At 37.1% G+C, this 22,506-nt stretch carries 23 protein-coding genes; 12 read left to right on the forward strand and 11 right to left on the reverse strand.

All coding sequences use genetic code 11. The features are described from left to right. Window positions 1-133 precede the first annotated feature (133 nt). The 8 genes from V6S17_RS02555 (at window position 134) to V6S17_RS02590 (ending at window position 7,647) form a co-directional block, all read left to right on the forward strand. Window positions 134-889 (forward strand): DeoR/GlpR family DNA-binding transcription regulator, encoded by a 756-nt coding sequence (locus V6S17_RS02555; protein WP_029090758.1) that lies wholly within the window; start codon window positions 134-136, stop codon window positions 887-889. A 203-nt stretch (window positions 890-1,092) separates the two neighbouring features. Then, complete coding sequence (locus tag V6S17_RS02560) at window positions 1,093-1,827, forward strand: methionine ABC transporter ATP-binding protein (protein WP_029090757.1); 735 nt, start codon at window positions 1,093-1,095, stop codon at window positions 1,825-1,827. Then, window positions 1,824-2,501 carry a methionine ABC transporter permease gene (locus V6S17_RS02565; protein WP_029090756.1) on the forward strand — a complete coding sequence of 226 codons (678 nt, stop codon included), beginning with the start codon at window positions 1,824-1,826 and terminating at the stop codon, window positions 2,499-2,501. Before V6S17_RS02560 ends, V6S17_RS02565 begins: the two co-directional genes overlap by 4 nt. A 15-nt stretch (window positions 2,502-2,516) precedes the next feature. After that, on the forward strand, window positions 2,517-3,341 hold the full coding sequence (locus V6S17_RS02570) for a MetQ/NlpA family ABC transporter substrate-binding protein (RefSeq protein ID WP_029090755.1): 825 nt from the start codon (window positions 2,517-2,519) through the stop codon (window positions 3,339-3,341). Window positions 3,342-3,465: 124 nt separating this feature from the next. Further along, a complete protein-coding gene (locus tag V6S17_RS02575; protein WP_029090754.1) occupies window positions 3,466-3,915 on the forward strand; it encodes a MarR family winged helix-turn-helix transcriptional regulator in 450 nt (149 codons plus the stop codon). Window positions 3,916-4,079: 164 nt separating this feature from the next. Continuing rightward, window positions 4,080-5,456, forward strand: a complete 1,377-nt coding sequence (locus tag V6S17_RS02580; protein ID WP_211250306.1) for an MATE family efflux transporter — start codon at window positions 4,080-4,082, stop codon at window positions 5,454-5,456. A 216-nt stretch (window positions 5,457-5,672) separates the two neighbouring features. Next, window positions 5,673-6,539, forward strand: coding sequence for a class II fructose-bisphosphate aldolase (locus V6S17_RS02585; protein WP_029090752.1), 867 nt, complete (start codon window positions 5,673-5,675; stop codon window positions 6,537-6,539). Window positions 6,540-6,702: 163 nt separating this feature from the next. Then, on the forward strand, window positions 6,703-7,647 hold the full coding sequence (locus tag V6S17_RS02590) for a diacylglycerol/lipid kinase family protein (RefSeq protein WP_029090751.1): 945 nt from the start codon (window positions 6,703-6,705) through the stop codon (window positions 7,645-7,647). Window positions 7,648-7,743: 96 nt separating this feature from the next. On the opposite strand, the gene V6S17_RS02595 is transcribed toward V6S17_RS02590, so the two are convergent. From V6S17_RS02595 to V6S17_RS02645, 11 genes are all read right to left on the reverse strand, one after another. Next, a complete protein-coding gene (locus V6S17_RS02595) occupies window positions 7,744-8,352 on the reverse strand; it encodes a PepSY domain-containing protein (protein WP_051457253.1) in 609 nt (202 codons plus the stop codon). 211 nt (window positions 8,353-8,563) lie between these two features. Next, window positions 8,564-8,884, reverse strand: a complete 321-nt coding sequence (locus V6S17_RS02600; RefSeq protein WP_029090749.1) for a DsrE family protein — start codon at window positions 8,882-8,884, stop codon at window positions 8,564-8,566. A 14-nt stretch (window positions 8,885-8,898) separates the two neighbouring features. Beyond that, complete coding sequence (locus tag V6S17_RS02605) at window positions 8,899-9,756, reverse strand: putative RNA methyltransferase (RefSeq protein ID WP_029090748.1); 858 nt, start codon at window positions 9,754-9,756, stop codon at window positions 8,899-8,901. A gap of 155 nt (window positions 9,757-9,911) precedes the next feature. Further along, complete coding sequence (locus tag V6S17_RS02610) at window positions 9,912-11,012, reverse strand: ABC transporter ATP-binding protein (protein ID WP_029090747.1); 1,101 nt, start codon at window positions 11,010-11,012, stop codon at window positions 9,912-9,914. A gap of 18 nt (window positions 11,013-11,030) precedes the next feature. Beyond that, window positions 11,031-11,867: a DUF1189 domain-containing protein gene (locus V6S17_RS02615; protein ID WP_029090746.1), complete on the reverse strand. Its 837-nt coding sequence runs from the start codon at window positions 11,865-11,867 to the stop codon at window positions 11,031-11,033. A 42-nt stretch (window positions 11,868-11,909) separates the two neighbouring features. Continuing rightward, complete coding sequence (locus tag V6S17_RS02620; protein ID WP_373453439.1) at window positions 11,910-12,722, reverse strand: sugar ABC transporter permease; 813 nt, start codon at window positions 12,720-12,722, stop codon at window positions 11,910-11,912. Window positions 12,723-12,765: 43 nt separating this feature from the next. Further along, complete coding sequence (locus tag V6S17_RS02625; RefSeq protein WP_422388460.1) at window positions 12,766-14,064, reverse strand: sugar ABC transporter permease; 1,299 nt, start codon at window positions 14,062-14,064, stop codon at window positions 12,766-12,768. Window positions 14,065-14,173: 109 nt separating this feature from the next. After that, entirely contained in the window at window positions 14,174-15,430 is a 1,257-nt protein-coding gene (locus V6S17_RS02630) for an extracellular solute-binding protein (RefSeq protein WP_029090743.1), read from the reverse strand. A 134-nt stretch (window positions 15,431-15,564) separates the two neighbouring features. Next, window positions 15,565-17,334, reverse strand: a complete 1,770-nt coding sequence (locus V6S17_RS02635) for a glycoside hydrolase family 13 protein (protein WP_029090742.1) — start codon at window positions 17,332-17,334, stop codon at window positions 15,565-15,567. Beyond that, window positions 17,335-18,966, reverse strand: a complete 1,632-nt coding sequence (locus V6S17_RS02640) for a glycoside hydrolase family 13 protein (RefSeq protein ID WP_036026772.1) — start codon at window positions 18,964-18,966, stop codon at window positions 17,335-17,337. 12 nt (window positions 18,967-18,978) lie between these two features. Continuing rightward, window positions 18,979-19,968: a LacI family DNA-binding transcriptional regulator gene (locus V6S17_RS02645; protein ID WP_036026771.1), complete on the reverse strand. Its 990-nt coding sequence runs from the start codon at window positions 19,966-19,968 to the stop codon at window positions 18,979-18,981. 286 nt (window positions 19,969-20,254) lie between these two features. On the opposite strand from V6S17_RS02645, the gene V6S17_RS02650 reads away from it, so the two are divergent. From V6S17_RS02650 to V6S17_RS02665, 4 genes are all read left to right on the forward strand, one after another. Continuing rightward, entirely contained in the window at window positions 20,255-20,419 is a 165-nt protein-coding gene (locus V6S17_RS02650) for a CsbD family protein (RefSeq protein ID WP_080712854.1), read from the forward strand. 48 nt (window positions 20,420-20,467) lie between these two features. Beyond that, complete coding sequence (locus V6S17_RS02655; protein ID WP_029090740.1) at window positions 20,468-20,716, forward strand: GlsB/YeaQ/YmgE family stress response membrane protein; 249 nt, start codon at window positions 20,468-20,470, stop codon at window positions 20,714-20,716. 172 nt (window positions 20,717-20,888) lie between these two features. Beyond that, entirely contained in the window at window positions 20,889-21,980 is a 1,092-nt protein-coding gene (locus V6S17_RS02660; protein WP_029090739.1) for a nitric oxide synthase oxygenase, read from the forward strand. A gap of 48 nt (window positions 21,981-22,028) precedes the next feature. Next, on the forward strand, window positions 22,029-22,493 hold the full coding sequence (locus V6S17_RS02665) for an NUDIX hydrolase (protein WP_029090738.1): 465 nt from the start codon (window positions 22,029-22,031) through the stop codon (window positions 22,491-22,493). Window positions 22,494-22,506: the final 13 nt, after the last annotated feature.

The following is a 22,506-nucleotide window of genomic DNA, read 5'->3' on the forward strand; positions in this document are numbered from 1 at the left end:
CCATTCCGTTTGCCTACGAATGTTCAATGTTTCGACATTTCGTCAGAGAACAGTACCTAAAATCGTCATATTCGTTCATTAATGTTCAAACATGATAAACTTACAGTGAGAACCGATTAGGGAGGTAAGTGAAATGGCACACATACAACGACGACAAGAAATTCTTGATTTATTAAAAATAAAGAAACAGTTGTCTCCAAAAACACTCTGCGAAAGATTACATGTTAGTACAGCGACGTTACGTCGAGATTTAGTTCTCTTAGAACAAGAAGGTTTAATTAAACGATTTCATGGGGTGGTCTCTATTATCGGGGTGAGCAATGTGGAGCCTTCTTATCAACAACGGGCATTAGAACAGCGTTTAGAAAAAAATCATATTTGTGATATAGCTGCTGATTTTATCGCTGACGGCCAATCATTGTTTTTAGATAGTAGCACGACTGTGAATCAGATTTGTCCTTATCTCAGTCAAAAAAATAATCTAGTGGTGATTACAAATGGTTTGCAAACGGCGTTAACTTTGAATCAAATGGAAAATATAACTGTGTTTTTAGTGGGAGGAGAAATGAAAGCGCATTCCGCTTCAACAGTAGGTGCACTCGCAACTGATTTTGTGCTGCCATTTCGCATTGATCTGGCGTTATTTTCTTGTCGAGGTTTGGATGAAGGCGGTATTTATGAAGCGAGCCACCATCAAGCTCATTTTAAAAAGCACATGATAACATTAGCAAAACAAAATATTCTATTATGCGACGATTCAAAATTTAAGCAACCTCATTTTTATAAACTGGCACAGTATGAAGATTTTAAAGCAATTATTACTAATAAAGAACCAGATGAGCAATACAAACAGCTGCTGAAAAATGCGGGTGGTGAGCTATTATGGTGAAAAGTGGTATAGGCAACGTTTAAAGTGATGGTTTTAAAGGGGTTTCAACTCTAAAAGCACAGTTTTTTTAAACTGTTATACGACACAAAAACGTTGTTATATAGCAGTTTATCGCAGTTTTTTATAAAAATTAAAGTGTGCCTGTGGTATTCTTATGAGGATTCAAAGTTCTTATGAAGTTATTGTGGAAATGAGGAGACCGTGTGATTGAGTTAACGGATGTTACGAAGGTATTTTTACAAGGTGGCAAAGAAGTGAAAGCGCTTCAAAAAATTAACCTAACAATTGCCCCTCAAGAAGTATTTGGGATTGTCGGACAAAGCGGCTCAGGAAAATCAACCTTGTTGCGTCTCATTAATCATTTGGAGCAACCTAGTAGTGGAAAGGTTATTGTTTCAGGCATAGATGCAACGCAATTATCACAGCAAGCCCAACGTCAGTTTCGTCAAAAAACGGGGATGATTTTTCAACAATTTAATTTGTTGAGCAATAAAACGGTACGCCAAAATATTGCATTACCTCTGAAATTACAAGGAAAACAGGCGATGATAAAAGTCGATCAAATGCTCTCTTTTGTCAATTTGACTGATAAGGCGGATTATTATCCGAGTCAATTAAGTGGTGGGGAAAAACAACGGGTCGCAATTGCACGCGCTTTAGTGATAGAACCCACTGTTTTATTATGTGATGAACCCACATCAGCACTAGATGAGCAACACACAGTTGAAATTTTAAAAGTATTACAACGTGTACAGGCGACGTTTGCAACGACAATTATTATTGTCAGCCATGAGTTCAGCGTTATAAAAAGCTTATGTCAACGCGCCGCTGTTTTAGATGGTGGTAAACTTGTTGCGCTAACAGATGTCACAGCTGAAAAAGTACAACCAACCTATGATTCATACGTGAATCGAGCATTGGAGCTATTGAAAAGATGAAAGCTTACTTCGAACAACTCACTTATTATCAACCCGAAATGTTACGTGCTATTGGTGAAACAGGCTATATGCTTTTAATTGCCGTTTTAGTAGCGGTACTGATTGGTTTACCGCTAGGAACATTCATCTTTTTGACTAGAAGAAATGGTGTATTAGAAAGTCCTGGTTGGTCGTTTGTTTTAAACAACTATGTTAACGTTGTACGCTCATTTCCGTTTTTATTATTTGTCGTCGCACTCATCCCAGTCACACGTTGGGTAGTAGGCTCATCTTTTGGGACTTATGCAGCAGCCTTTCCATTGGCATTTGTAGCGATTGCGCTTTATGCGCGTCTAGTTGAGCAAGTCCTGTTGGATATTCCACAGGAAGTGATTGAACTTGCTCATGTTTTAGGTGCCACTAAACGGCAGTTAATTTTTAATTTTTTATACGTAGAGGCGCGTTCAGGCTTAGTTCTAAGCTTAACATCTGTCATTATCAGTATGGTATCCTATTCAACCATTATGGGCATCGTCGGAGGCGGCGGTATTGGTGATTTTGCCATTCGTTATGGCTATCAACGTTATGAATACAGCGTAATGTATACCACAATTGCCATTATGGTAATCGGTGTGATTGGTATTCAAGTATTGGGTACAGCACTATCGCGACACTTAGATAAACGAAAAAAATAGTAGGGGGAATTTAAAATGAAGAAGAAAATGTTAGGTATGATTATTTTAACACTGGTATTAGTAGTAATGGCGGCATGTGGGAATAAGGCAGCTGATAAAACAACGGATAAAGAGGATAAAGTAATTAAAGTAGCTTCACATATGACACCGATGACCGATGTTGTTGAAAAAGCTGGAGAAGCAATTAAAAAAGATGGTTATACGATTGAATTAGTACAAGTTAATGATAACATCCAATATAATGAACTTTTAAAGAATAAAGAAGTGGATGCGAACTTTGCGCAGCACGAACCTTACATGCAAAAATTCAACTCTGAAAAAGATGCAAACCTCGTAGCTATTCAAAAAATTTACAATGCTAAAGTTGGTTTTTATTCAAAATCATATAAAAACATCGCTGATATCCCAAAAGGCTCTAAAGTAGCTATTCCAAATGATGTTTCTAATGAAGGACGTGCACTTGCTATCTTAGCTGACCAAGGATTAATTAAGTTGAAAGATGGCGTTGGTTTTAATGGCACAATCAAAGATGTGACTGAAAATAAAAAAGATTTACAATGGTTGCAAGTTGATTTACTTAATTTATCATCAGCCTATGACGAGGATAATGTTGCCTTAGTTTATAACTATCCGACGTATATTGCTAAATTGAACTTAACACCTAAAGATGCATTATTCCTTGAGAAAAAAGTGGATGATCGTTTTGCAATTAGTTTAGTCGCACGTGAAGATAATAAAGATTCAGCAAAAATTAAAGCATTGAAAAAAGCAATGACAAGTAAAGAAGTCCGCGATTTCTTAGAGAAAGAGCACTCAGCAACATTAGTACCCGCATTCTAAATGAAATGATGAGAATCAACTACGCTTAAAAGTTAGCGTAGTTGATTTTTTTGTTGACAGTTAGAAATCTAAGCGTTAAACTAATTTAAGTTAGAACTCTAACCTTTCGAAAGGCGGTCTAAATATGAATCAACAAAAAAGAGAGTCAGCTACTCCTTATATGGATTTAATACGAATCATCAGTATGAAAATGAAAGTAGCTGCTGATAAACAAGTCAGTGAGCTCGGTTTGAATGCGCAGCAAGGGCGTGTGATTGCTTATATCCATGCGCATCAAGAAAAAGGCATTATGCAAAAAGATTTGGCTGAAGTTTTTCATCGTAGAGGTGCTAGTATCACCAGTATGCTTCAGGGTCTTGAGAAAAAAGGCTATATTGAGCGTATTATTCCAAAGGATAACGAACGAATAAAACGATTATATGTCTTGCCAAAAGGAAAAGCTTTGATTGATCAATTTCATGGGAATTTTGAACGTCTTGAAGCGGATTTAATTGCAGAGTTAAATGAATCAGAGCAACAAGAATTTAAACGCTTGTTAGCAAAAGTAAATGATTCATTACCAAACATAGAATAATGCCAATCCACAGCATTATTAGCAGCTGTGGTATTTTTTTACTCTTAATAAAGATAGAACTCTAACTATTAGTTGTTAATCTTTTTTTAAGAGGGATTTTTTTAGAATAAAATAAGATAGAATTCGAACTATTAGGGGACGAATTTAAAATGGAGGGAAATAAAGTGAAAAAAAGTAATGAATACTATTTAAAAGAAGCATCAGTTAACAAGGCTATACGTCATTTATCGGTACCAATGATGTTAGGGATGTCAGTTGGCTCACTCTATACGTTATTAAATGCCTATTTTATCGGGTTATTACATAATACAGCGATGTTAACGGCTATTACGTTAGGGTTACCATTATTTATTATTTTGATGGCAGTTGGTAATTTATATGGTGTGGGAGGCGGCACGTTTATTACACGGCTGATTGCAAAAGGGCAGGACACAGAAGCCAAACAAGTAGCCAGCCATGTCGTTTATGCGAGTGTGATTATGGGATTAGTCATTGGGGTGTTAGCTGTGATATTTATTAATCCGATACTCACAATCCTTGGCACAACGGCCGATACAGTGATGTATACACGCGTTTATACAATCACAACGTTTCTCACTGGTTTCACAATTGTTTTAAACTTCACATTGGAACAAGTTGTGCGTGCTGAAGGGGCTTCAAAAGTTTCGATGAACGGTATGATTATTAGCGCATTGGTCAGTTTAGCGCTTGATCCACTATTAATTTTAGGCTTAAATTTACATGTTATGGGTGCAGCACTTGGTGTAGCCGTGGCCAATCTTGTTTCGGCAGTGTACTATATTTATTATTTGCAAAAACGTAGTGAGCATTTACGTGGTTTTTTCAAAAGTTGGCGCTTATCGTGGGCAAAACAGTGGGAAATATACAAAGTAGGAACCGCTGAATTGTTCCAAGCAACGTTTATGATTGTGACAACGTTATTGCTGAATCATTATGCGTTATCATATGGAGAGAGTGTGGTTGCAGGATTTGGTGTCGCTTTAAGGATTGTACAGTTACCAGAATTTTTAGCAATGGGTATCTTTTTGGGTTGTATGCCATTGATTGCTTATAGTCTTGCAGCAGGGAATATGAAACGTTTTAGAACAACTTTTAAACACGCGTTAATTGCTATTATTACTATTGGTGTTTTATTCCTCAGTAGTGTTTACGTTTTCCGGGCACCGATTATGCATCTTTTTACACAAGATCCGGCAGTCTTTGAAATTGGAACGTATATTATTGTAGCAATGCTTGTTTCGGCACTGTTTAACGGTGTTGCAGGTTTATTGATGACTATCTTCCAAGCAGCGGGAGAAGGTGTGCCAACAACTGTCTTAGCAGTATTACAAGGTGTCCTCTTCATTCCAATTTTATTTGTAAGTCATCATTATTTTGGTTTGCATGGTATTGTTTGGGCGATGACGATTACCGAAACAATTACTTGTTTAGTCGGGCTGCTCTTTTATATGAAATTTAGCAAAAAATTGAAAAGAAATGAAAAAAATAAAATGCTAATTGAAAATGAAGTGGCTCTATGATAACGCATACAAGTCTGACAATATGAAAGTTATGACTTTTTTTCAGGTATAAAGTCATAATTTAAAGATATTTTCAAAAAAAAAGCGTCATTTTGTGGGAATTCTTGTGATAACTTGATACAATATGAATGTAAGCTCATTAGGTATTGTATTCTTACTTGATAAGGAGTAATATTTAAGAGTATGAAATGTATATAAACTAGGAGGAATTCAATTATGGCATTAGTATCAGCAGAACAAATGTTAAAAGATGCACGCGCAGGACAATACGCAGTAGGTGCTTTCAACACTAACAACCTTGAGTGGACAAAAGCAATCTTATCAGGTGCGCAAGCAGCTAACTCACCTGTAATGATCCAAACTTCAATGGGTGCGGCTAAATACATGGGTGGATACAAAGTATGTGTGGATTTAGTTAAAAACTTAATCGATTCAATGGGTATCACTGTACCAGTTGCTCTTCACTTAGATCACGGTGATTATGCAGATGCTTTAGAATGTATCGAAGTTGGTTACACATCTGTAATGTTTGATGGTTCTCATTTACCATTTGAAGAAAACTTAGAAAAAGCTAAAGATGTTGTTGCAAAAGCACACGCTAAAGGCGTTTCTGTAGAGTGTGAAGTTGGTAGTATTGGTGGCGAAGAAGATGGTATTATCGGAACTGGTGAATTAGCTTCTCCAGAAGAATGTAAAACTATCGCTGATTTAGGAATTGATTTCTTAGCAGCTGGTATTGGTAACATTCACGGTTCATACCCTGCAAACTGGACTGGCTTAAGCTTCGATACTTTATCTGCAATCGCTGATATTACTGATGGTATTCCATTAGTATTACACGGTGGTTCAGGAATTCCTGTTGAGCAAGTTAAAAAAGCTATCTCATTAGGTGTTTCTAAAATCAACGTTAACACTGAGTGTCAAGAAGTATTCGCAGCAGCAACACGCAAATACATCGAAGAAGGTAAAGACTTAGAAGGTAAAGGCTTTGACCCTCGTAAATTATTAGCTCCAGGTACTACTGCAGTAACTGAGTTAGTTGAACAACGTATCGAATGGTTTGGTTCAAACGGAAAAGCTTAATTCATTTTAAGTTTTTAACATGAAATACGTGAAAAGCATCTTTGAAGGACATGATATTCGCTCAGGCGAGTATCCGTTCTTTGGAGGTGCTTTTTTATTTATTGCCACTGATAAAAAGGCTTTGGTATAATTAACAAAGAGCATAATGGAGGGGATAGCGAGAGTGAACAAGAACGGTATTTATCTTGTAATTAATCCTGCAGCTGGTGGTGGCAAGGGAGCAAGAGTTGGCGAACAAATAACAATATCTTTGAAAGAACGAAATATAAAGTATGAATGCGTTGAAAGTAATTATGCAGGTGACATGAAAAACATCATTAACAATTATTGTGAAAAGTATGGTGTGGAAATAGCGCGGCCATTATTGTTGATTATTGGTGGAGATGGCACGCTCAATGAAGCGATTCAATCATTGGGTAAGCGTTATAGCAATATCCCATTAAGTTATATTGCTGCCGGATCAGGTAATGATTTTGCTCGCAGTGTGGATTTACCTAAAAAACCGTTGCAAGCATTGGCTCATATTTTAGCGGTCAAGCAACCTAAATGGATCGAAGTAGGTCATTATAAGAATCAAATGGGTAGTGAAGATAATTATTTTATTAATAATCTTGGTTTGGGATTTGATGCGATGATTGTGAAACTCGCAAATGAGTCACTCGCGAAAAAGTGGTTAAATAAACTGGGATTAGGGACGTTATCGTATGTTTTTGCACTTTTAAAAAGCTATTTTAAACAAGCGTCTTATCGGATAACATTAAGTATAGATGGTCAAATAAAGACATTTGATACAGCCTTTTTGGTGACAATTACAAATCATCCTTATTTTGGTGGGGGTGTGGCGATTGCTCCAAACGCTAGCAATAGTGATGGTTTGCTAGATTTAGTCGTTGTTCCCAAAATAACATTAGCTAAATTGGTGTGGTTATTCATTAGAATGTTGTCTGGAGGGCACCATGTGCTTTCCAAGGACTATCATCATTATCAAGCTGAAAGTATTAAGGTGACGATAGAAGTTCCAGTAGAGGGGCAAAGAGATGGTGAAACGCTAGGTAAGAAGGCGTATCAAATTAGTATTAAAAGCGAAAAGAGACAGATGTGGTTATAAGTACATATTGCATAAGAAAAATGAAAAACAGTCACCCGTTTATTATAACGAGTGACTGTTTGTAGTTAGATTTTAATAAAAAGGGTACCAATTGATTTAATCATCTTGCTCAATTTCGAGAACATCTTTGGAGAAGGCATCAATTTTCACTTCGGTTTCGTTAAGACCTTCTTCTACTTTTACTGTCCAGTATGTATGTGAAAGCTCTTTTTCAAGACTTAGTTCGGTGATTTCACCAGCTGCATTTTCAGTAGCGACTTTTCCAATTTCAGTAAGTGCGACAAGTTTGCTTGTATCTATTTTTGATTCGTTACGTTTAATGCCATTTTTTTCATCACAATCAAGTTTTTTTACCTGTTTTTTAGATGTTTTTTGTGAATGAGCATCGACGCGTAGTTCATATTCTTTTTCATCGTCAAGCCCTTCAATGGTATAGGACCATTTATTAAATGATTGTTCCAGTTCAATGCTAGAAATATCTGTATCAGGGTGTTCTTGTTGGTAACTTTCAATTGCTTCAACCAAGGTTACTTTAGGAGGGAAATCATTTTTTTGCGATGTATCAGCGCTTGCGTTTTCTTTCTTTAATTGTGATTCATTAGCGGGTGCGCTGGTATTTTTGTTATCGGCTTTGTTCAGAAAATAAGTCATACTTAAAATTGCCGCCATTATAAATAGGATAATAGCTGTTTGCTTCTTAGTCATAGTAGTCTCCTTTGAGTGAATCATATTTTTATTATATAGTACTATACTAGTATAATTTTAAAAAGTGGAATAGACATCGTACTATAGTCGTAAATAATTACATTTTAAATGTTAGTTTTCGACTTTTAAACTGGATAAGAATGATAAAACTTATTAATAGTACAAAAAAGTGAAGCACCTTGATTGGCACTTCACTTTTATTTATAGAAAATTAAACTTTAATATAACCATAGCCCACAATCTGGTGATTGAGTATTTCAATTACGCCATTAGGTGTTACATCAATAAAAGGTGGTAAAAGATCAGTGTCGAGCTCTTGCGCTTTTAAAGAATTTGCGCAAGCGACCCATTTAACAGAGGATGACATTTTTTCAATCGTCACCAACTGGCTATATTCGAAGTAGTGTGAGACAGCTTCACCGTTAGCGATGACAACAATTTTATCGGCATATTCTTCAGCTAATAAGTTGAAGATGTTTTTTTCCAAATGTTGCCACTTTCTATTCTCGTTAATATGAAAAACAACAGGCATTTTTTTGCCCTCCTTTATTTTTTACCAATTAAAATTTCAAAATCTGCTGTAATAATGCCATCACTTTTCGCGATAAATTGCTGGATTAAATCTTCTTCTAAATTCCAAGTGAGTGGTGTCATATGTAGCAAGTGTGATAGTTGTTGAGCGTTAAGTTGCGTTGTGTAGTTGATTGTTTCGCGCGTGAAATTAGGAAATTGGCCTTCAAACAGAGCCACAGTATCATCGTTTGAGTAATCCGCTTTTGTCGTATCCGCAAAGAAGTAGTGACGTAATTCTTTCAGGTAATTAGACTGTGGTACTATTTTGATGACACAACCTTCTTGTGTAAGCATTCGATCAAATTCTTTGTAGTTGGCGGGTGATAAAATATTTAAAATAATATCAATTGTTTGATTGGCGAAAGGCATATTAGCTAAGTCCGCAACAAGCCATGAGACAGTTGGGTAATGTTTTGCCGCAGATAAAATACCTTCTTTTGCGATATCTGTACCGAAAGCAATAGCCAGTTTATCTCCTAAAGTCTCTTTTAGATAAGCAACATGGGAACCTTCACCACAACCCCCATCAACTAATGTTAAGGGGTTCGTTTGGTGATACGTATTGATAATTGTCGTCAGACGTTCGAGTAACGGTGTGAAAAAGGCGCTTTCTGTAATGAGTTCACGACGTGACTCAAAAAGTTCCTTATCATAATGAGTGGCGTTATTTTGTACAAGTAAGTTTAAATACCCTTGTTTTGAAAAATCAAAATTGTGACCTTGTTCACAAATAGCGCTATCAGTAATAGACATAGCGGTGTGACAGATGGGACAACTCAATAAGGTATCGTAGTGTTTAAATCGAGCGATGCTGTTCATTTTTTTACTCATGTGCTTCCTCCGTGCTATTTTAGTATGTATTTATTATAACATGAAGCCTTTTAGGAACTGCATATTAGTTGTAAAGAGTAGGGGGAATTGTAAGTGAAATAAAAAAGACACAGATATAGCCAGTAATTTACTGACAATAGCTGTGTTTTTTAAGGTTAAACTTTGCTTGTGAGCGAAAGCTCTGTTACGGGATCAAAAAGATGTGCTTTACTTAGGTCTAATCCAAGTTCAATCTTAGCATGTAATGGATATTGCGTACGTGCATTCACACGCGCAATGACATTTTGTCCGCCGATTGTTGTATGAAGCATATATTCCGCTCCGGTTAATTCAGCAACTAATACCTCGCAGTGCACAGTGTTTTCAGGTGCTGCTGATAAAAAGAGAGGTTCATCATGCATATCTTCTGGACGAATACCTAAAGTAATCGGACCGTCAGGGCGGCCGTTTAACATTTTCAATTTACCTTCAGGAACAGTTAGTTGTGTACCAGGTGCAATAAATTGATTGCCGCGCAATTCACCAGTAATAAAATTCATGGGAGGTGAACCAATAAAACTGCCAACAAAGAGATTAATTGGATTTTCATAAACATCTTTAGGTGTTCCGACTTGTTGAATGACACCATCTTTCATGATGACAATTCGAGTGGCCATCGTCATTGCCTCAGTTTGATCATGTGTCACATAAATCATGGTGGTGTTTAACTCTTGGTGTAATTTACTAATCTCGGCACGCATTTGCACACGTAATTTTGCATCTAAGTTTGACAGCGGCTCATCCATGAGAAAGAGTTTTGCTTCCCTTACAATCGCACGTCCTAATGCCACACGTTGACGTTGTCCACCTGATAACTCACGTGGCTTACGTTGTAAATAATCAGTTAAACCTAAAATATGAGCGGCTTTATCAATACGTTCTTTGATTTCTTTTTTGTTCATTTTACGTAATTTTAAACCAAAAGCCATGTTGTCATACACGCTTAAATGCGGGTAAAGGGCATAGTTTTGGAAAACCATTGCGATGTGACGGTTTTTAGGTGCGACATCATTCATGAGGTGTCCGTCCATGATAAATTCACCACGACTAATATCTTCTAATCCTGCAATCATTCGGAGGGTAGTGGACTTTCCACACCCAGAAGGACCAACAAAAACGATGAATTCTTTATCTTCAATTTCAAGATTAAAATCGGAAACAGCAGTAACTTTTTTATCATAAATTTTATCAATGTTTTTTAGTGAAATGGCAACCATACGGATCGCCCCCTTGTTTTATTTTTTTGGAATACGGAAATGTGTGATTGAGAAAACAGCTAAAACCATCGCAATTAAACCGAAAGAGAGCACTGTCATAAAGAGCATAATGTTAAAGGTGAACAGACTAATCAAGGTTGTAACAATAGCTGGTGCACCCATTAACATGGTACTGATTGCAAAGACTTCTTTACCTGAACGAATATCGCTTAATTTTGAACGTTTAACGAGTGATATGAAGAACGAGACGGCGAGCCAAGTGAGTAACTGTGTGAGTAATAAAGCAATGAACGCCATTAATAATAATGTGGGAACAATAACGCTTTGATTACTCTTAAACCACTGCTGATTGACCCATTTTTCAAAAGAAGCAGCTGTTCTAAAATCAGCGGTTGACGTGTCTTTTGTGTAAGGCAGTGAAAAGCGATAAAGGTCATTACTAATAATGGTGACCGCTTTTTCTTGAAAAACCACTGCTGTTTTTACGCCTTTAAGCGTTGGGCCATCGTCGCCTTGAACGATAGGCAACTGATTGGTTGTATCAACGGCAGCAAGTGTCTGCTCAGTTTTTGTTGTCACATCATCTGCGTGTAAACGTCCGTTTTTAAACGTTCCGTTTGAAACACTATTTAAGCTGTCCTTTAATGATAAGTTATAGGGCTCAGGCATGATAAGTGATAAGTTGAAGGTCGTCATTTTTCCAATTTGTAATGTAATGGGCACCATTAACAGCGCAACCAAAAGAAACAAGCTAAAGAGCAATTGCCAGATGTTAAATTGATTTTTCCCAGCCATAATCCGACGAGGTGAAAAAATGCGCGACAGGTAGTTAAATAAAAATGGTGTTTTTTTCATGTGTCTTCCCTCCAAAATGCTTATCGTGTTGTTTGAGCGAACTTATCCTTTTGTTCCACCAGCTGTTAGGCCTGAAACGAAATTTTTCTGTAGTAAGAAGAATAAGAGAACAATCGGTAAAGCTGTCAGTATAGCTCCTGCAGCAAACAAGGCTACTTTTTGCTGTTGTGGATCAGATACCAATGTTTGTAAGCCTACAGCTAATGTTAAACGTTCATCCGAACGTAGTAGGAATTTAGCTAATAAGAAATCGCCGAATGGTGCCATGAATGCCCATAATGCTTGTACGGCAATCATTGGTCGTGCTAATGGTAAGATGATTTGCCAGAAAATACGGAAGTGGCCGGCACCATCAATACGTGCTGATTCATCAAGGTCACGTGGGATTGTATCAAAGTAACCTTTCATTAACCAAGTATTCATTGGAATCCCACCACCGATATAGAGAATGGTTAAGAACCAATAAGTATCAAGGCCATTTAGTAGCATTGCTAAGACATAGAAAGCAGTCAAGGCAGCCATTGTCGGTACCATTTGGATAATAAGGAAGAAAATTAAGCTGTTTTTACGACCTTTAAAACGGTAACGACTATAAGTGTAACCTGCTAATGTAACAATGGTGACTTGAATCACCATTACTGCAACGGCGATGATAATTGTATTTTTATACCAAAGTAAATAATTTGTTTCACTAAATAAACGGCTAAAGCTATCCAGTGACCATTGGCCTGTAAAGTCTAATGTAAAAGCAACAACACTACTGTCTTTAAAGGCAGATGAAGCTGTAATGAGCAATGGATAGATGATGATAATCGAAAGCACGATTAAGAATAAATAAGTGAACAGGTGCGCCATGAGACGCGATTGTTTTTGACTTCTACCAAATTTTTGTGCCATCTTACATCATCTCCTCATTGTTAAAGGCGTTTGTTTTCTTAAAGGCAATCAATGATACAGAGATAACAATGATTGAAATTAAGAGTGTTACGGCTGCAGCTACAGAATATTGTGGCGCTGTACCAGTTGTAAGTTTGTAAATCCAAGAAATTAAAATATCCGTTGAACCCGCACCAGAACCAACACTTCCAGGTCCACCTTCATTAAAGAGATAGATGATTGAGAAGTTGTTAAAGTTAAACGTATATTGTGTAATTAAGACAGGTGCCGTTGCAAATAAAATCATCGGCAATGTAATATTAGAAAAACGTTGGAAGGCAGAAGCACCATCAATTTTAGCAGCTTCGTACATTTCCTCGGGAATTGATTGAAGAACGCCGGTTACCATGACATAAATGTAGGGGAAACCAAGCCAACCTTGAATCATAATAATAGCAGTTTTTGTCCAAAAAGGATCTGTCTTCCAAGCGACCGCATCAATATTTACAAATGGTAAATGATTGAGGAAGGGAATGACTTGCGCATTAATAGCACCGATACTATCATTAAACATGTTTGAAAAACTCATAATTGTAATGAATGCTGGGACTGCCCAAGGCAATAGGAATAAAATACGGAAGAGCGATTGTCCTTTAACAAATTTTTGATTCACAATAACCGCTGTGATAATCCCTAAAATAATTTGCAGTGTGGTTGCTAATAATGTCCAAATGATTGTCCAAGAGAAGACGCTCGCAAAAGTGGCACGATAAGAAGCAAGCACAAATAGATTTAAGAAGTTTTTAAACCCAACCCAGTCTAAGAGACGGAAGGGGGTAATATGTTGGAAATCATAGTTAGTAAAAGCGATGAAAATGGTTACCATAACAGGGAAACAAATAACAAACGTCATCAATAGATAGGCAGGTAAAGTAAGAAGGTAAGGAAAACCATCTTCATACAAACTGTGTAGGTTTGCTTTAGCTGTCGTGTTGACGGATAGTCCGTTACGGTATCGTTTGGTAATATTACGTGCGTCAAATATTACAAGCACGTAGAAGAAGATAAAAATCAATGTCACAATGATTTGTAAGGAACCGCGAATCATCATAAATAGTGAATTGTCAACGATAGGGGTAGTACCAAGACTTACAAAGTTCGCGAGTGCTTCAAAGCCAAAGAGGAACATTTCAACAAAAAATAGTACAAAACCAGCAAGGAAAATGCTGCCTTTAAAATATTGTTTATTATAAAATTGTCCCAATCCAGAGATGAGCGATAAATAGGTCGCTTTTTGTACAGATTGATTGGTTTCTTTCACAAGTATCTCCTCGATTCTAGGGCAAATAGGATATGAAAAAATGATGACACCTACAGAAGCCATAAGTATACGTGGCAAAATGTAAGTGTCATTTATTCTTAATTAATGGCTATTTGCTTTCGTATTTTTCACTAATATTTGTCTTGATTACCTTAACAGCTGCATCCGCAGAAGCTTGAGGTTCTTTTTTACCTGATACAGCATCAAACATCAAGTTTTCAACGCCAGTCCATACTTCACTCATTTCAGGGATAGTTGGTGTTGGTGTTGAAGTTTGGAATTGATCAATAACAGCATTTGTTAATTCATCATTTGTTTTAGCTGCTTTATCACGTGCTGTTTCGTTAGCAGGAATTTCGTTTGTGTCTTCATAAAATTTGAAGGCATTGTCTGCATTACCAGCGTAAGCTAACCATTTTTGAGCTAAATCAGGATTTTTTGAATACGATGTTGCGATCCATGCTTTACCACCAGCGAAAGGACTGTAATCTTTATCACCAGGTAATTTAGCGATAGAAGTGACACCATAATTAACCTTAGCTTTTTTGTAGGTTGCAGCTTGCCAAGGACCGTCAATAACAACAGCAGTTTTACCTTCAGTGAATTGTTTTGTTACAAAATCACCGGCACTTTTGTTATCTAACATTCCTTTAGGCCATTTTTTGTACCATTCTTTTGCGTATTCAACACCTTTTACAGCGCCAGCGTTGTTTAAACCGATATCATTTACGTCCGTGCCGTCTTTACCAAAAACGTAACCACCGTTACCTGCTAATAAACCATAGCTATAGTAAAAGTCAGTCCATTTTGCTAAAAAGGCAGTATTTGTACCAGATTCTGAAGCAAAATCGAATTTTTTATCCGTTGCTAATTTTTCTAACTCAGCAAATGTTTTAGGTGCTTCTTTAATTAAATCTTTGTTGTAATACATAACGATTGTTTCGATAACAGCAGGCACACCATATTGTTTGCCTTCAGAAGTAACTAAGCTTTTCTCTTTATCACTAAAGTCATCAGAAGAAAGTGATTTCACTTCAGCCAGATGACCTTGTTGAGCTAAACCACCGACACGGTCATAAGCGCCTAATGTAACATCGGGTGCTTTTCCAGCAGGTCCATCAAGAGGAATGGCTTCAAGTTGATCGAACATTTGCTTGGTAACGATTTTAACTTTAACATCGTTGTCTTTTTCAAATTTATCTTTGATACTTTCAACATAAGGCTTGTAAATTTCTTCAACAGAGACAGTTAACGTTTTGTTGTCACCAGCGGCCTTTTTATCATCTGTTTTACCGCCCGAGCAGCCAGCAAGTACAAGAGTGAAAGTTAAAAGAAGTGATGTAAATAACATTAATCGTTTTTTCATTGTGATATCCCCCAACATAGTTTATTTAAGAACTACCTTTAGTATAGCTATTTATGCAAACGCTTTCAATGCCTGTGAATGATGTTATCGGTAACAAGATGAGTTACGCTATATTTATAATTGGTATATCTTATTTATTGATCTTTGAAAATGATGAAATCATTTGTTTTGATTCGGATTTTTTGACCGTGACGTTCACCAGAACCAAAGATTGGTTGAGCAGATTTTGGTAACGTTGGAACAGCAATATCTTGTTCCATTGTTGCACGATTGAAAATACAATATAATGTTGTTTCATTTTCTCGCAATGAGAAGGTAATACTTTCAGATGTTGAAGGCAACCACTGTAATTCACCTTCTTGAATCGTATGGTTGTATTCTTTACGGAAGGCCATTAAAGATTTAGTAAAAGTGAGTAAGTCCTGATCTTGTTTAGTTTCATCCCAAATCATACATTTTCGGCAATCAGGATCGTTAAAACCATCAAGTCCCACTTCAGTACCGTAATAGATACAAGGTGTCCCTTTTTGTGTAAACACAAAGGCAAGCAATTGTTTAAGACGTTGCGTATCGTTATCCATGCGTGAAAGAACACGTGCTGTATCATGACTATCAAGCATATTAAACATCACACTTGTTGTTGCTTTACGATACATCATTAATTGAGTGTTCAATCCCGAAATTAGTGTTTCTTCATCAATGGAACGATCAATGAAATAATCGTTGATTGTTTCAATGTACGGGTAGTTCATTGTGGCGTGGAATTCATCGCCTTCCAACCAACGTTGAGCGCTGTGCCAAATTTCACCTAAGATATAAATATCAGGACGAACAGCAGTCAGAGCAGCATTTAATTTTTTCCAGAATTGGTGATCAACTTCATTAGCGACATCTAAACGCCAAGCATCAATTCCGAATTTTTCTACCCAGTAAGTTGCGATTGAAATCAAGTAATCTTGTACTTCGGGATTAGCTGTGTTTAATTTAGGCATATGAATCGTGAATGAGAACGTATCGAATGATAAGGTCGTTTCATTTTCAATATTGCCATTTTCGCCTTCGCGAACAGGGAAACTGTGTACATGGAACCAGTCTTTGTATTTTGATTTCTCTTCATTTTTAACAACATCTTGCCATTGTGGTGAAAGGTCGCCGATATGATTGAAGACGGCATCGAGCATAATACGCATGCCACGACGATGCGCTTCATCTACTAATAGTTGGAAAGTTTCATCATTACCAAAATGAGAATCGATTGTGAAATAATCTTCCGTATCATATTTATGGTTTGTTGGCGCTTTGAAGATAGGCGTGAAATAAAGACCGTTAATACCCAGTTCTTCGAGGTAATCTAAGTGATTGATAATCCCTTGTAAGTCACCGCCATAAAAAGCAGAGGTTATCGGCGATTCTTGGCTCCATTCTTTTACGTTAGCGGGTGATAACTCGGGTTGCCCATTAGCAAAACGTTCAGGGAATATTTGGTACCAACGGGTGTCACTTGCCCATTCAGGCGCTTTGAAAGAATCTTGTTCATGTAAGAAAGGCATTCTAAAATAGTAGTTAGAATAAGTGAGCACACGTTCGCTTACTGGGAAACACCCACGATCGCCATAAAAAATTGTTTCGTCATTATTTTCTAAAACAAAGCCATACTGCCATCTTGAGAAAGGGGGTTCAACACTAATTTCCCAATAGTCATGTGTTAAGGTTTCGGCTATTTTCGTCATTGGACGTTGTTGTTGCCACCATTTTTCAGTGTCGAAAAGGTAAGGGTCGCCTCCAAGTAGATAGGCTTTTAAAACGTCGGCTTTTTTTGTACGTAAGCGAATGTAAAAACGCCCGTCCGTGTGTAAAAAGGCATCCTCGCTTTCTGGTCTGTGAAAAATTGCTGCTAATTCCATTTAATGTTCCTCCTTTAAGGTGATAAGTATGCCATAAGGTCCTAATTGTTGGCTGTTAGGATTATAAGCTTCTGCGATCAGATGTTTTTCCTCAATTGTAGGTGGTTGAGATAATGTAATTGTCTCAGAGGAAAGGTTGACTCTTACCGCAAACGTTTGCATATCCAAATGACGGCTAATAAAAAATAAATACGGGTGTAAGGGGTCATAAAAGTGTGTGCTCCCCTTAGCGATTAAGTGCGACCATTCTTTTCGAAGTGCAATTAATTGCCTGTAAAAATGAAAGGTACTGTTTTGCTGTTCTATTTGCTGAGCATAACTCTGCCCTGTAGTTAGTAAATTGTTCCACGGTGCCACGGTCGAAAAACCATGGAAGTGACTGTCATCCCAATGCATTGTGCCACGCGCTGCTTCTTTGGATGTTTTTTGTACAATATCCAATTGTTCGTCAAGTGTTAAAAGCTGTTGGGCTGCTGCTGTGAAATTGGCGACACTCGGATCAGTGTAGTCGGATAGCTGATCGTGAGAGGCATTCGGTAAACCTAATTCTTCTCCTTGATAAATAATTGGCCAACCATGTAAGAAAAATTGTAAGGCAACTAAAGCTTTTGCACTCGGTGCTGAGCCATCACCGAAGCGTGATACCGCTCGAGGATGGTCGTGATTACTGAGATAAAGCCCTAAACCACCTGTTGTGTTTTTACTTTGTGCTTGATAAGCAGCTAGCGTATCTTTAAAGGCGACGAGATCTAATGGCTGTTTGTTATCAACCATCGGGAGGTTGTAGGGTGCTGGAACCGTTTTGAAGTGACCAAAAGTAATTAGGGCATCTAACGTTTCCAAATAAGCCGTTGTATCTTCGGGTTGAGCAGAAGCGGCTTCGCCTAATAAAACAAAAGGGAGACTAGTTTTAGCTGCAATCGTCTGTTTGAAGTCTTGCAAATGTTTAAAGTTTTTAGTGAGATTGGCATAATATTGTTCTGCAATTAGGGGTTCGTTTGTTTGAGAGGCAATAGATAAAAAGCGACGATCTTTTGCCAAGTGTGAAACAGCATCTAAACGAAAACCATCAACGCCCTGTGCTAACCAATAGGCAGCAATTTCAGCGAGTTCATCAACCATTGCTTGATTATCCCAATTTAAATCGGGCATTTCTTTAGCAAAAAGATGGAAGTAACTTTGTTGTGACGTTTCATCATAGGCCCATGTGCTACCGCCAAAAAAGGAAGCCCAATTCGTTGGGGGCGTATCTGGTGTGGCATCTTGCCAGATGTAGTAATCACGGTAGGGTGATTCTTTAGACGCTATTGCTGACTTAAACCAAGCATGTTGATCAGATGTATGATTAATAACTAAATCTAAATAGAGTGATATCCCTTGTGCATGACATGCTGCTACAACGCGTTGAAAATCTTGTAACGTCCCAAATTTTTGATCAATATGATAATAGTCGCTGACATCATAACCATTGTCCACATCAGGTGATTCAAAAATGGGATTGAGCCAGATAGCAGTAATGCCTAATGAACTTAAATAATCAATGCGCGACAATAAACCATTCAGGTCGCCTATGCCATCATTGTTACTATCTTGAAAACTCTTTAAATAGACTTGATATATAATAGGTGACATCAGTGTTCTCCTTTAATGTAAGTAGTTGTTTTCAAGCAGTGCTTGTCGTGAAGGTGTTAATGATAAAGTAGGCTCAAATAAATAACGTGTCGGAGTAGGAGCCTGTGTAATTTTATCAAGAATCATTTGTCCACAGGCGGCGCCCATTTCCAAAATAGGTTGTCGAACTGTTGTGATATGAGGGTGAGACACGCGATCTAAATAAATCCCATCAAATCCAGTGATGCCAATATCTTTACCGATTTTAAGATCTGTAAATTGTTTAACAGCTTGAAGAACACCAGTAGTGATATTGTCAGTCGCACAGACAATCCCGATACGTTCTTTTTTGAGTGTATTTAAACTTCTAGTTAAAAAATGGCGCATAAAGCGTTGTGAATCCTTGAAAGCATTGGGCATATGATAAACGGCACTGTGACGATGCCAGGCACTCATTGTATCAACATACCCTTGTTCCCGAGAACGTTCGAACGGTTCGTCAATATCTGTTCCGAAATAAAGGATACGGCTATAACCATCTTGTAACAACTGTTCTGTCGTTAAGGCAATGCCTTTGTGATTATTAATATCCACATAGTCAAATGAATGTTGATTTTCGCCAAAAAAAACAAGCGGTTCTTTGATGGATTGTATTAATTCGAGATATTGTTCCCGGAAACCAGTGACGATAAAACCATCGCAGTTACCAACTGAAATTGAATCAGGATGAACTATCTGTAATGAATAACGCTGTTTCGCTAAAGTTTGGTTAAGGCCAAGTAACAAATACATATAATAAGGTTCCGTTGTATCAATTTCTTCTAAAAATAAGAATTTTATGATTTGGGTGCGTTTGGTTACTAATGCTTTGGCAGCGTAATTAGGTGTATAATTTAGTTCTTTCATTACAGCTAAAACCATCAAGCGCACTTCTTCAGTAACTTTTTCAGGATGATTTACGACACGAGAAACGGTCATTTTGGAAACATGTGCTTGTTTTGCCACATCAGATAAAGTTGTCATTATTATCTCCTCCCTCTATAAGTAAGCGATTTCATATATTATATTTAGTGTATATGCAAACGTTTGCATTGTCAATTGTATTTTAAAAACATAAGGAAAATATTTAAAAAAACGAAAAAACAGCAAATTATTCAAAAAAAAATAAAGCCAACAAAGCTTGATTTAACAGCATTTACTTTCATTTTTTTAAAAAAGATGTCTAAAATATGTTTGAAATTTTGTTGAAGTGGAATGGTTATAGTGTAACGCATTTACGTTACCAAATACATATGAGAAGAGGGATATTATGAGTGGAGAATTCGACAAAGTAAAAGGAAAAGTGAAGGAAGTCACAGGTAAAGTCCTTAACGATGATTCATTAAAAGCTAAGGGTAAAGCTGAGCAAGTAAAAGGCGAAGCTGAAAAAAAAGCAGGTAAAGTAAAAGATAAGCTTGATGACGCTACAAAATAAGTCGACATACATAGACACACATAGTAGTAAGACAGAGGAGGAATAAGTATGTTTCATTTTATCTGGGTTTTAATTATAGGTGCAATTATAGGTGCTATCGCTGGTGCAATTACAAAAACAGCGTATGGTTGGATTGGAAATATTGTAGCAGGAATCGTGGGTTCTTGGTTAGGAGAGTCACTACTAGGTAGTTGGGGACCTTCAGTTGCCGGGATGGCAATTTTCCCATCATTAATCGGTGCTGTAATATTAGTATTTATTGCTTCGTTAGTGTTCAGAGGAATGGCTAAACGATAATAATTAATGAATTTAAAATTGAACGATAGTTTAGAATTATTTTTCAGTTGATAATATATAAGGCCACTACGTAAATGTAGTGGTCTTTTTTTTATAAAATAAGATAGGAAAGTCGGTGAACTTCTTGCGTTTTCTTGTTATAATAGAAACTATTCGAGGAGTTGAAAATAAGGTGGAATTATTAGATGAAGCGACGCGCTTTATTAATGAAGCATATGTAGAGTTAGGTAAAGAAAACCTAATTGAGCAACGATTAGCAGTTATCGCTCGTGAGATAGAAGAAAAAAACAGCTACGAACACACATTAGAAGAAATTGAACAAGGTGCACGAATGGCCTGGCGTAATAATAATCGCTGCATTGGTCGTTTATTTTGGCAACAACTGCAAATCAGAGATGCAAGAACCGTTCATACAACCGAAGAGATTAAGCAAACATTATTTAATCATATAGAAGAAGGTACCAATAATGGTGCGATACGTCCTACACTCACTGTGTTTAAACCCAATACGGTTAAAATATGGAATGAGCAATTGATCCGTTATGCTGGATATATTGTGGATGGTCAACAAATTGGTGATCCCTTATCAAACGAAATTACAGCACTCTGTCAAAGGTTAGGTTGGAAATCACCACAGACAGATTTTGATGTCTTGCCATTGTTATTTCAAAAGGATGAAACCTCTCCAATGACGATGCAATCTATTCCTAGTAATTTGGTAAAAGAAGTCGAAATTACGCATCCTGATTATCCTAAATTAGCAGAGTTAGGTTTGAAATGGTATGCGATCCCAGTCATCACGAATATGCGGTTAGAAATTGGCGGCATTTCTTACGATGCAGCACCATTTAATGGTTGGTATATGGGAACTGAAATTGCTTCTCGTAATTTTGTAGATGAACAACGTTATAATAAATTAGATGAGATTGCGGCTGCTTTTGATATTACAACGCGTAAAAATCGTGATTTATGGAAAGATCGTACGTTGTTAGAGCTTAATATCGCATTACTCCAATCGTACCAGCGTGAAAAAGTTCAAGTTGTTGATCATCACACAGCAGCTAAACAATTTGGGCAATTTGAACAACAAGAAAAAGCTCAAAATCGTGAAGTAACAGGTAACTGGGCGTGGTTAATCCCACCAATGTCACCGACAACAACGCATATTTTTCATCAGAGATATAATAACGAAGTTAAAAAACCGAATTTTTTCTATAAAAAATCCCCCTTTGACAAGGGAAATGGCTGTCCTTTTCATCAGTAAAAGAGTAATCTTAGAATAAAGTCTTTTGATAGAGGAAAGAGGAACCAAATGTTACCGTACACAATCTGTTTTTTGAAATATAAAAATCAAATTTTATTACTTAATCGTATGAAAGCTCCATGGATGGGAAATTGGAATGGTGTGGGTGGAAAATTAGAGCCTAATGAAACACCAGAAGCTTGTATACTGCGTGAAGTTGAGGAAGAAACGGGTATTGTATTAGAGGCTGTTTCAGCCCGCGGTGAAATGCACTGGACTAATTTTGGTGAAGCAAATAGCGGGATGTATGTGTACACTGCTGAGCTAACTGAGAGACCTTTTCAGACACCTATAGCAACGGCAGAAGGTATACTTGATTTTAAACCACTTGATTGGATTTTAGCGGAAGCAAATACTGGTGTGGTAAATAATCTGAAACCTTTGTTTGAAAGTGTTTTTACAGCAGAGCCAGATAGTCGTTATCTTGCAGCTTATGAAGGAAATAAACTTGTGCAATTTTGTAAAAAAAATTAAGCGCTGAATGACA

It is taken from the genome of Brochothrix thermosphacta DSM 20171 = FSL F6-1036 (assembly GCF_036884295.1).
GTDB classification, from domain to species: domain Bacteria; phylum Bacillota; class Bacilli; order Lactobacillales; family Listeriaceae; genus Brochothrix; species Brochothrix thermosphacta.